Annotated in this window: 8 protein-coding genes; 1 reads left to right on the forward strand and 7 read right to left on the reverse strand. The window is 70.0% G+C overall.

Going from position 1 to position 11,412, the window contains the following annotated elements; all coding sequences use genetic code 11:
* Positions 1–7: 7 nt before the first annotated feature.
* The 7 genes from ACLQ2O_RS25520 to ACLQ2O_RS25550 form a co-directional block, all read right to left on the reverse strand.
* Positions 8–892 (reverse strand): ABC transporter permease, encoded by an 885-nt coding sequence (locus ACLQ2O_RS25520; protein WP_425835653.1) that lies wholly within the window; start codon positions 890–892, stop codon positions 8–10.
* Positions 892–1,845, reverse strand: coding sequence for an ABC transporter permease (locus ACLQ2O_RS25525; RefSeq protein WP_425835655.1), 954 nt, complete (start codon positions 1,843–1,845; stop codon positions 892–894). The genes ACLQ2O_RS25520 and ACLQ2O_RS25525 overlap by 1 nt, the downstream gene beginning before the upstream one ends.
* Positions 1,846–1,854: 9 nt before the next feature.
* Positions 1,855–3,528 (reverse strand): ABC transporter substrate-binding protein, encoded by a 1,674-nt coding sequence (locus tag ACLQ2O_RS25530; RefSeq protein ID WP_425835657.1) that lies wholly within the window; start codon positions 3,526–3,528, stop codon positions 1,855–1,857.
* 172 nt (positions 3,529–3,700) lie between these two features.
* Positions 3,701–4,204: a GNAT family N-acetyltransferase gene (locus ACLQ2O_RS25535; protein ID WP_425835659.1), complete on the reverse strand. Its 504-nt coding sequence runs from the start codon at positions 4,202–4,204 to the stop codon at positions 3,701–3,703.
* 94 nt (positions 4,205–4,298) lie between these two features.
* Complete coding sequence (locus ACLQ2O_RS25540; protein WP_425835661.1) at positions 4,299–5,510, reverse strand: SWIM zinc finger family protein; 1,212 nt, start codon at positions 5,508–5,510, stop codon at positions 4,299–4,301.
* Positions 5,511–5,599: 89 nt separating this feature from the next.
* Complete coding sequence (locus tag ACLQ2O_RS25545) at positions 5,600–8,500, reverse strand: DEAD/DEAH box helicase (RefSeq protein ID WP_425835663.1); 2,901 nt, start codon at positions 8,498–8,500, stop codon at positions 5,600–5,602.
* Positions 8,501–8,582: 82 nt separating this feature from the next.
* Positions 8,583–10,469 (reverse strand): ABC transporter ATP-binding protein, encoded by a 1,887-nt coding sequence (locus ACLQ2O_RS25550; protein WP_425836497.1) that lies wholly within the window; start codon positions 10,467–10,469, stop codon positions 8,583–8,585.
* Positions 10,470–10,655: 186 nt separating this feature from the next.
* Here ACLQ2O_RS25550 and ACLQ2O_RS25555 point away from each other — a divergent pair, with 186 nt between their 5' ends.
* Positions 10,656–11,411, forward strand: coding sequence for a TetR/AcrR family transcriptional regulator (locus ACLQ2O_RS25555; protein WP_425835665.1), 756 nt, complete (start codon positions 10,656–10,658; stop codon positions 11,409–11,411).
* Position 11,412 lies beyond the last annotated feature (1 nt).

An 11,412-nucleotide genomic window follows, 5' to 3' on the forward strand; every position in this document is an offset into this window, starting at 1 on the left:
GACGCGTTCATCGGCGGCTCGCTTTCGGGTCGAGGGCGTCGCGCAGGCTGTCGCCGACGATGTTGAACGCGAGCACCAGCAGCATGATCGCCAGCCCAGGCATCACCGCCGCCCACGGCGCCCGGGTCGCGAACTGCTGTGCGTCGGACAGCATCGTGCCGAGGCTCGGGGCCGGCGGCTGGATGCCGAGCCCGAGGAACGACAGCACCGCCTCGCCGAGGATCGCGGCCGGGATCGCGACCGTCGCCTGCACGATCACCACCGAGGCGGCGTTCGGCAGGATGTGCCGGCCGAGCACCCACAGGTCGCCGGCGCCCTCGACGATCGCGGCCGCGACGAAGTCGAGCGACTTCAGCCGCAGTGTCTCCGACCGGACGATCCGGATCACGCCGGGGATCTGCGCGATCCCGATCGCGATCGCCGCGTTGCCCAGGCTCGCCCCGCGGATCGCGGCCAGGCCGACCGCGAGGATCAGGAACGGGAACGCCAGCACCAGGTCGGTGAACCGCGAGATCAGCGCGTCGACGGCCCGGAAGTACCCGGCCATCAACCCGAGCGGTACGCCGATCACCAGCGAGGTGGCGACCGCGAGCAGCCCGACGTGCAGCGACGCTCGCAGCCCGAACATGATCCGGGCCAGCACGTCCCGGCCCAGGTCGTCGGTGCCGAGTACGTACCCCGGCGTACCGGGTGGGCCGAAGGCCTCGTTCAGGTGCGTGTCGGTCGGTTCGTGCGGCGCGAGCCACGGTGCGAACACCGCGACCACGATCGCGATCAGCAGGACGACCAGCCCGGCGATCGCCAGCGGGTTGCGCAGGATCCGCTTGAGCACCTTGCGGCGGCGCGACGACAACGGCGGACCGGCCGTGAGGTTGACCTCGGCAACAGCCATCACGCCTCACCCCTGACCCGGATCCGCGGATCGATCACGCTGTAGAGCAGGTCGACCAGCAGGTTGATCACGATGTACGCCGTGGCGGTGACCAGCACGACGGCCTGGATCACCGGGTAGTCGCGCTGGAAGACCGAGTCGACGGTCAGCTTGCCGAAGCCGGGCAGCGCGAAGATCCGCTCGGTCACGACCGCGCCGGAGATCAGCGCCCCGAGCTGCAGCCCGACGATCGTGATCACCACGATCAGGCTGTTGCGCAGCGCGTGCCGGCCGATCACCGCGCTCGGCCGCAGGCCCTTCGCCTCCGCCGTACGGATGTAGTCGGCCGACAGCGCGTCCAGCATCGACGACCGGGTCTGGCGCATGATCACGGCCGCCAGCCCGGTGCCGAGGATGAACGCGGGCAGCACCAGGTGGTGCAGGTTCGCGACCGGGTTGTCGAAGAACGGCACGAAACCCGACGCCGGGAACAGCCCCATCGCCACCGACAGGTAGAGGATCGCCATCAGCCCGAGCCAGAAGTTCGGCACCGACAGGCCGAGCAGCGCGAGCGCGTTCGCCGCCCACTCGGCCGGCCGTCCCCGCTGCACGGCGGCGACCACACCGGCACCGATGCCGATCACCCCGGCGATCACGATCGCCAGGAACGACAGCTCGAGCGTGACGGGGAGAGCGCTCTTGAGCATGCCGGTCACGCTCTCTCCCGTCCTGATCGAGACCCCGAGATCACCGCGGACGGCGTGGCTCACGAATCGCCAGAACTGCACCAGCAGCGAGTCGTCCAGGCCGTACTGCTCGCGGATCGCCCGCAGGGACTCCGGATCGCGGTCCTCCCCGGCCAGCGCCAGCGCCGGGTCGCCGGGCAGCGCCCGGACTCCGAGGAACACCACGATCGTTGCCAGCAGCAACGTCACGGCCGACTGCCAGAGCCGGCCGAGCAGGTAGCGACGCATCGCTCCCGCCTACTTCGCGAAGCCGGCGAAGGCGGTCCGGATCACCCCGTCCGGGTAGGTCTGGACGCCGAGCACCTTCTTGCTGACACCGGTCAGGTTGCGCTGGCGGTACAGGTAGATCAGCGGGTCGTCCTGCTGCAGCTTGGTCACCACGTCGCCGTACAGCTTGACCCGCTGGGCCTGGTCGGTCGCCTGCCGGGCGTCGGTGAGCAGCTTGTCCACCTCCGGGCTGTTGTAGCCGGCAACGTTCTGGCTGCCTTCCGAGCCGACGAAGTTGAAGATGTTCGCGTCCGGGTCGACCCGGCCCGACCAGCCGAGCTGCAGCAGCTCGAAGTCACCACGGTCCTGCTGGTCCAGCAGCGAGGCGTACTCGACCGGCTTGATCACCAGGTCGAACCCACCCTCCTTGACCATCGCCTGCAGCGCCTGCGCGAGCCGGAGCGAGTCCGGGTTGTTCGAGGTGATCATCTCCACCTTGTACGGCGTGGTGACGCCGGCTTGGGTCAGCAGCTCCTTGGCCTTGTTCGGGTCGTGCGCCGGGCAGACCTGGGCCGGCTCGCTGGTGAACTCGCTCTTCGGCGAGATCGGCGAGCAGGCGACCGTGTTCAGCCCGTTGAAGATCGTCTTGACCAGCGACTCGCGGTCGATCGACGCCTCCAGCGCCTGCCGGACCCGCGGGTCCTTGGCGATCGGCGTGTCCAGCTGCTTGACCGGCTTGCCGATGCCCTCGGCGTTGCCGACGTTGACGGTCAGGCCCTGGTAGCCCAGCGACTGCGACTGCAGGACCGACAGGGTGTCGTCCTTCTGCAGCTCGGGCGCGTCCTGGGTCGACAGCGAGTCGGCGATCTGGGCGTCACCGGAGCGCAGGTTGGCCGAGCGGATGCTGGAGTCGGTGATGATCCGGTACTCGATCGCGTCCAGGTGCACCTTGGCGGCGTCGTAGTACAGCGGGTCCTTGACGACCTTGATCGAGTTCTGCGCGACGCGGCTGGCGAACTTGAACGGGCCGACGCAGGCCGGCGCGGTGGAGAAGTTCGCGCCCAGCTTGGCGACCGCGGCCGGGCTCAGCACCATCCCGGCCCGGTCGGCCAGCGCGGCGGTCAGCGGCGCGAACGGCTTCGACAGCTTGATCACGACGGTCTTCGCGTCCGGCGTCTCGATCCCGGTGATCGGGCCGAGCTCGCTCTTGCGTCCGGAACCGGCCAGCGTCAGGCCGCGCTCGATCGAACCCTTCACGGCGGCCGAGTCCATCGTGCCGCCGTCGGCGAACTTCGCGCCCTCGCGCAGCGGGATGGTCAGGCTCAGGCCGTCGGCCGCGATCGTCGGCAGCGCGGTGGCCAGCTGCGGCACGATCTTCGCGTCCGGGCCGAGGTCGTACAGCTTCTCGCACATGGTGTGGAAGACGTAGCGCGAGTACAGGCTGCGCGACAGCGACGGGTCGAGCTTGTCGGGATCGGCGGAGAGCGCGACCGTGAGCGTTCCGCCGGGCTTGACCTGGGCGGCGTCCGCGGCGTCGCCGAAGACGTCCTGGCTCGAGCTGGTCTGGTCACCGCCGGTCTGCTCGTCGTTCGACTCGACCGGTGAGCAGGCGGTGGCCGCGAGGACCAGCGCGAGCACAGCGGCCGGGGGAGCGGTTCTCCGCCAACTGGAACGGTTCAGTGGCGACGGAGTTCGACGGAACATTTCGTCCTCCAGGGGATGAGGGGTTCTGCCGACTGTTTCATGTATACAAGGTATGCGCGCAAGGGTTTCGGCGAGTTTGCTGCAACCTTTTACCGTTTCGGTGCCACTGCCGGGTGAAGGATTTCCTGCGTTGCCGCGCCTGTTCCCGGAGGGGAACAGGCGCGGCACCGGATCAGGCCTGCCAGGCCGCCGGGTAGTGGATCGTTCCCCGGGGGAGCGGGCGGTCGGGGGCGAGTCCGAGAGCCATCTGGTTCGGACCGTCGTACTCGCTGTGGATGCCGAACTCGGTCGCCTGACGGAAACCGAAGCGCGGGTAGTACTTGTCGTGGCCCAGTACGACGACCGCGTGCTCGCCGACGGCCCGGGCCGCCTCCAGCGCGGCACGGATCGTCGCGCTGCCGGCACCGGTGCCTTGGTACGCCGGGAGCACGGCGACCGGGCCGAGCACGAGCGCCGGGGTGTCGTCGAGGTGGCAACGACTCAGCAGCGCGTGGGCGACGACCTCGTCACCCTGCGTCGCGACGTACGAGAGCTTCGGCAACCAAGCGGTCGCGTCGGCCCGGAGTCGCACGATGATGTCGGGCTCGAGGCGGCGGCCGAACGCGTGAAAGTTGACGGCGTCGACGGCCGCGGTGTCAGCGCCGGTTTCGGCGCGGGTGTTCCAGGTGATGGACAACGGTAAAACCTTTCGGCCAGGAGGAGTTGGGCAGGAAGGACCGCTGCGCGGTCATAAGCCTCAACTCCTCTCTCCCTGGTCGTTGGTCGACACGTTATTGCTGGTGCGCCCCTTCCGTCACCTGATTTACCGCGAACGCCGCCGCCGGGTCCCGGTCCGCGGGCCCGGCGGGTTGCCATTCGTCGCCGACCAATTGGTACGGATGCCACCGCCCGACCCGATCAAGCCGCAACTGCCCGGTCGAGGCGGTTAGCCAGTTGCCGGAGATCTCCAGCTCCACCGGCTCATCAGCCGCCGCCAGCACCTCGGTCCGCGCCCGCACCAACTCCCCACCTTCGGGAGCCCACGCGTTCACCAGCACATCAAGCCCCGGCGCTCCGCCGTACTCCCAAGCCTGTACGCCGACCGCCAGCCGCTCGGTGTCCTGCAGCCGCTCGCGCAGCTCCGGGTACTCGGCAACCAGCCGGACGGAGTCCTGCCACTCGTCCAGCACCCAGGGATCGGAAGCCCCGGCCAGCAAGGCGTTCAGCAACCCCCGAGCCCGCCGAGCCGCGTCGAGCACGAGCAATGGCAGAAGAACGGGATTCGTGTCCGAGCCGGGACCAGCCGCCGCGATCCCCCCGGGGCGTTCCGCCTTTTGACCCCCCGTCCCCGCAGCCGACTTGGGCAGCGGGGATGTACCGGTGATCGGCAGATCTTCGATCGCCACCTTGCCGGGGAGTTCCGGAGCCGGCGGTAGTGCGGCGACCCGCGCCGCGAAGGCGGCAGCCGCGTCGACGCCGACGCGCTGCTCGACGTCCGGTTCCGCCGGCTCGTGTCCGGCTTGCGTGCTTCCGGTGGTCGCTCGCCGTTGGAGCTCGTCGAGCAGGTCCTCGCGCGACCGACCGCGGAGGAGCAGCAGGACGAAGGGATCGTCGTCCAGCAACCACGCGACTTGATAGGAGAGGCCGGCGGCGTGCTGGCACGGCAGCTCCCAGGCGTCGCACGTGCAGGACGGATCCAGGTCGCCGATGCCGGGCAGCAACTGCACCCCGGCATCCTCGGCGGCGCTCACCAAGTCGTGCGGCATGTCGCCGTCCAGCAGGGCCGCGATGTGGCCGGCCCGCGAGCCGACCTGATCCAGGAACCGGCTCCACTCGTCCTCGGTCAGCTGCTCGACCTGCACCACCGACTCGTACCGGTCCTCCGGCGCCTCGACCAACGCCGCGATCCGCCCGGGGCTGACGGTGATCGTGCCGACCTGCCCCGAGTTCGCGAACTGGCGGCCCTTCTTCAGCTGCCCGTTGTCGAGCGACGTGTCCTCCATCGCCTGCACCCATGCCCGCGCCCACCAGGACCGCCCGCGCGTACTCCGCCCCCGCTGCGCCGGAAACGGCGCAAACCCCTTCGCCGCGCTCATCGTGCCCCACCTCGCAGTTCCACCAGGTCGGCTAGTTCAACGTCCGACAGCTCGGTCAGGGCCGCCTCGCCGGCGGTCAGTACGGCGTCTGCCAGCGCTCGTTTGCTCGTCAGCATCGCCGCGATCCGGTCCTCGATGGTGCCCTCGGCGATCAACCGGTGCACCTGCACCGGGCGGGTCTGGCCGATCCGGTACGCCCGGTCGGTCGCCTGGTCCTCGACCGCCGGGTTCCACCAGCGGTCGAAGTGCACGACGTGGTCCGCCCGGGTCAGGTTCAGTCCCGTCCCCGCGGCCTTCAGCGACAGCAGGAACACCGGCACCTCCCCGGCCTGGAACCGCTCGACCATCTCCTCCCGCTTCCGCACCGGCGTACCGCCGTGCAGCAGCTGGGTCCCGACGCCGCGGTCCGCAAGATGCTGCTCCAGCAGTCGCGCCATCGCGACGTACTGGGTGAAGATCAGCACCGCGCCGTCCTCGGCGAGGATCGTGCCGAGCAGCTCGTCCAGCAGCTCGAGCTTGCCCGACCGTCCGGCGAGCTTCGCGCCCGCGGGCTCCTTCAGGTACTGCACCGGGTGGTTGCAGATCTGCTTCAGCCCGGTCAGCAGCTTCACGATCAGCCCGCGGCGCGCCATCGCGTTGCTGGCGCGGACCTCGTCCATCAGCTCGCGGACCGTTGCCTCGTACAACACGGCCTGCTCGCGCGTCAGCGACACCGTCTGGTCGGTCTCGGTCTTCGGCGGCAGCTCGGGCGCGATCCCCGGGTCGGACTTCTTCCGCCGCAGCAGGAACGGTCGCACCAGCGTCGCCAGCCGGTCCGCGATCTCCTGGTCCTTGTCCGCCTCGATCGGCGTCGCCCAGCGGCTGCGGAACGTGCCGAGCTTGCCGAGCAACCCCGGCGTCGTCCAGTCGAGGATCGCCCAGAGCTCGGACAGGTTGTTCTCGACCGGTGTGCCGGTGAGCGCGACCCGGGCCTTCGCCGGCACCGTGCGCAGCGCCTTCGCCGTACCGGAGGACGGGTTCTTCACGTGCTGCGCCTCGTCGGCGACGAGCAGTCCCCAGCGATGCCCGGCGAGCTTCTTCGCGTCCCGCCGCAGCGTCCCGTACGTCGTGAGCACGAACCCGCTGTCGGCCTCGTCGAGCGACCGGCTGGTCCCGTGGAACCGGCGGACCGGCGTACCGGGGGCGAACTTGTTGACCTCGCGTTCCCAGTTCCCGAGCAGGGACGCCGGGCAGACGACGAGGGTCGGGCCGGCGGTCTCGTCGGAGGTCTGGCGGTGCAGGTGCAGCGAGATCAGCGTGATCGTCTTGCCCAGACCCATGTCGTCGGCGAGGCAACCGCCGAGGCCGAGGGATGTCATCCGGGCCAGCCATTGGAGGCCGCGCAGTTGATAGTCGCGGAGGGTCGCCTGGAGGGCCTCGGGGGCTTCGAGCGGTTCGTCGCTACGGTCCGGGTCGGCGATCCGGGCGCGGAGGTCGTCGAGCCACTTCGTCGGCGTGACCGCGACGTGCCGGCCGTCGATCTCGGCGGTGCCGGTGAGCGCGGCGCCGAGCGCGTCGATCGGGGTGACGGGCTTGAGGATCCGCTCGCGGGCCTTGCGGGCCAGCTCGGGATCGACCAGCATCCACTGGTCGCGCAGCCGGACCACCGGGCGGGTCGCCTCGGCGAGCCGGTCCATCTCCTCGGTGCTGAGCGGATCGTTGCCGAGAGCAACCTGCCAGCTGAAGTCGAGGGTGCTGTCGCCGCCGAAGAAGCTGGGCAGGTCGGACGGGGGCGTGTCCGGGGTGGTGGTGATCGCGGCCCGCGCGGTGAGCGCGCGGCCGAGGCTGCGCGGCCAGTGCAGGTCGACCCCGGCGGCCGCGAGCCGCTGGGCGCCGGTCGAGAGCAGCCCGGCGATCTCGCCGTCGGTGAGCTCCATCTGATCCGGTACGGCGGCGTCGAGCAGTTGGTGCAGCGGGTCCCAGACCCGCGCGGCGCGGCGGATCGCCAGCGTCGCGTCGATCCTGGCCCGCGGGCCGAAGCCCGGTACGTCGCCCGCCCACACCTCGGCCGCATCCCGCACCAGCGTCGGATCCTGCAGGCTGTGCAGCTGCACGTTGGCCCGGAACCCGAGCTCGTCGCCCTCGATCAGATCGATCCGCAGAGAGATCCGTACGCCGGTGTCCAGCCCCGCCGACACCTCGTCCGCCCACGACCGCAACCGCTCCACCCGCTGAGGAGCCTTCGCCGTGAACAGATCGGTCCCATGAGCCTTGGCCGCCGCAGCCGACCGAGGCATCCCGTCGGCCACCGCGTCGAGGAACGCGCGGACGAGGTCCTCGGCAACCGGCAGCCGCAGGTCACTCTCGGCGCCCGCCGCCGGGCCCGCGCCCGCCTGCGCGCTCGCCGCGCGAGGCCGGCCAGCGCCCGCGTCGGCGGCGAGCCCACCTGCGCCTGCTGAACCCTGGCGTCCGCCGGCCGGCGCCAGGGGGACGGACCTGGCTTCCGGCGGCATCGCCTCCGCCAACTGCAGCACTCGCTCGACGTCGGGCTGGTCGTACGGTCCGACCCGCCAAGCATCGTGTCCGCCTAGAGAGACCCCCGGCAGCAGCCGACCGCGGGCGACCAGTTGAAGAGCGACCAACGACACCGCACCCCAGAAGCTCACCGACGGATGAGCGCCGGCGGTTTTGCGGGCTCTCCCCAGCAGGGCGACGGCCTCGCTCACCGGCAGCTCGACCGCACGAACCATCCGCGCTTCGACCCCGCGGTAGTCCGGCTCCCGCACCTCACCGTCAACCGGCGTCACCACCTGCAGGTCGACGTGCTCGCCGACCCCCAGTGGCAACGGCTCCGCGTCCGGGGACCAGAACGCGACGGTCCCCAGACGCGGTGGATCGGCCGGCCGAAAGACCGCCACCAGACGAGCAACCTCAGCCGAAACGCCAACCGCCACTACCAACCCCGTACCTTCCTCGAGCTCCACCCGGCCGAACCCCGCCCTACGATGCTCCGACGACCACCGCCTCGTCCTCGGCCGGCGGCTGGTCGAACTGCGTGCGGTACAGCTCCTCGTACCGCCCGCCCTGCGCCAGCAACTCCGTGTGCGTCCCGCGCTCGACCACGACCCCGGCCTCGATCACCAGGATCAGATCGGCCTTCCGGATCGTCGACAACCGGTGCGCGATCACCACCGCCGTCCGTCCGGCCAGCGCCTCGGTCAGCGCGGCCTGGACAGCGGCCTCGGACGTCGAGTCCAGCGCGGCGGTCGCCTCGTCGAGGATGACCACCCGCGGCTGCGCGAGCAGCAACCGCGCGATCGTCAGCCGCTGCCGCTCACCACCGGACAGCCGGTACCCGCGCTCGCCGACCACCGTGTCGAGCTTGTCCGGCATCGACTGGATCAGGTCCTTGAGCCGCGCCCGCGTCAACGCGTCCCACAGATCCGCCTCGCCGGCCTCGGGCCGCGCGAGCAGCAGGTTCTCCCGGATCGATTCGTGGAACAGGTGCCCGTCCTGCGTCACCATGCCGAGCGTCTCCCGCAGCGACTCGGCCGTCACGTCCCGTACGTCGGTACCTGCCAGCCGGACCGCGCCGGAGTCCACGTCGTACAGGCGGGGGATGAGCTGCGCGATCGTCGACTTGCCCGCTCCCGACGTACCGACCAGGGCGACCATCTGCCCGGGCTCGGCCCGGAAGGTGATCCCGTGCAGCACTTCCTCGCCGCCGCGGGTGTCGAGCTTGGCGACCTCTTCGAGCGAGGCCAGCGACACCTTGTCGGCCGACGGGTAGGCGAACCGTACGTCGTCGAACTCGACCGCGACCGGTCCCTGCGGCACGCGGCCGGCGTCGGGCTTGTCCTGGATCAGCGGCTTAAGGTCGAGCACCTCGAAGACCCGCTCGAAGCTGACCAGCGCGGTCATCACCTCGAGCCGCGCGCTCGCGAGCGCGGTCAGCGGCGCGTACAGCCGGGTCAGCAGCAGCGCCATCGCCACCACCGTTCCCGCGTCGAGCTGGTCGCGCAGCGCGTAGAACCCGCCGAGTCCGTAGACCACGGCCAGCGCGAGCGCCGAGACCAGCGTCAGCGCGGTGACGAACACCCACTGCACCATCGCGGTCCGGACGCCGATGTCCCGCACCCGGCTGGCCCGGTCGGCGAACTCCTGCGACTCCCGCACCGGACGGCCGAACAGCTTCACCAAGGTCGCGCCCGGTGCCGAGAACCGCTCGGTCATCTGCGTGCTCATGGTCGCGTTGTAGTTGGCCGCTTCCCGCTCCAGCGAGGCCAGCTTGGCGCCCATCCGGCGGGCCGGGATCACGAAGATCGGCAGCAGGATCAGCGCCAGCACCGTGATCTGCCACGACCTGCTGAGCATCACCACGAGGGTGAGGACCAGCATCACCAGATTGCTCACGACGCCGGACAGGGTGTCGCTGAACGCACGCTGCGCACCGATCACGTCGTTGTTCAGCCGGGAGACCAGCGCGCCGGTCCTGGTCCGGGTGAAGAAGGCGATCGGCATCTTCTGGATGTGGTCGAAGACCGCCGTGCGCAGGTCGAGGATCAGCCCCTCGCCGATCCGCGACGACAGCCAGCGGGTGAACAGGCTGATCCCCGCCTCGGCGATCGCGATCACGGCGATCAGTCCGGCCAGCCACACGACAGTGCTGACCGCTTTGCCGTCGACGATCGCCTCGACCACCTCCCCGGCCAGCACCGGCGTGGCGACCGCCAGCACGGCCGCCGCCGTACTGAGGATCAGGAACGCGATCAGCAGCGACCGGTGCGGACGCGCGAAGACGAGGATCCGCTTCAGCGTCGCCTTGGAGAAGGGACGTTTCTCTTCTTGCGCGTTCATCGCGTGGTACAGCGAGTTCCACGCGGTCATTTCCATGCTCACGGCGGTGCTCCGGGATCGCTCGGTCTGCCAGGGTGCGTCGATGCTCTCGTGGACCACCGACACTTTCCGACGACGGTAGAACCTCTACTTGACTAGAGGTCAAACCCGTGGCTTAACTGGGTACGCTGTACGGGGTAGTCGATGGAGTGTAGCCACTCGGGGGGAATCGCGCACATGAATTCCGAGTACAGCGGTGCCGGCGATCCCGCGAAGAGCCTGGAGCTGCTCTGGGGACTGCAGTCCAAGCCGACCCGCGGACCGAAACCCGCGCTCACCGTCGACCGGGTCTGCGCGGCCGCCGTACGGATCGCGGACGCGGAAGGCCTGGCCGCGCTGTCGATGCGCCGCGTCGCGGACGAGCTCGGCGTCGGCGCGATGACCCTGTACCGGTACGTGCCCGGCAAGGCCGAGCTGCTCGACGTGATGCTCGACAGCGCGTACGGCGAGTTCCCGCGCCGCCCGGTCGCCGGCGACTGGCGGGCGAAGCTCGAGGAGGTCGCGCAGGAGAACCGCGAGCTCTACCTGCGGCACCCGTGGCTCCTGTACGTCGCCAGCAGCCGGCCGTCGCTGGGGCCTGGCCTGATGGCGAAGTACGAGTACGAGCTGGAAGCGGTCGAGGGGATCGGGCTGACCGACATCGAGATGGACGCCGCGATCGCGCTGGTCAACGGGTACGTGCACGGCGCCGTACGAAGTGCTGTCGACGCCAAGCAGGTGATCCAGTCGTCCGGCATCACGGACAAGGACTGGTGGCTGGCGCACGAGCCGCTGCTCGAGAAGATCGGCGACGCGCAGAAGTTCCCGCTCGCGAGCCGGGTCGGTACGGCGGTGGGGCAGGAGTTCGACGCCGCCTACGACTCTGATTACCTGTTTACTTTCGGACTGAACAGAGTGCTGGACGGCATAGCGACTCTGCTGACGGTTGAATAGT

Origin of the sequence: Kribbella sp. DT2, assembly GCF_049844575.1 — a bacterium.
GTDB lineage: Bacteria > Actinomycetota > Actinomycetes > Propionibacteriales > Kribbellaceae > Kribbella.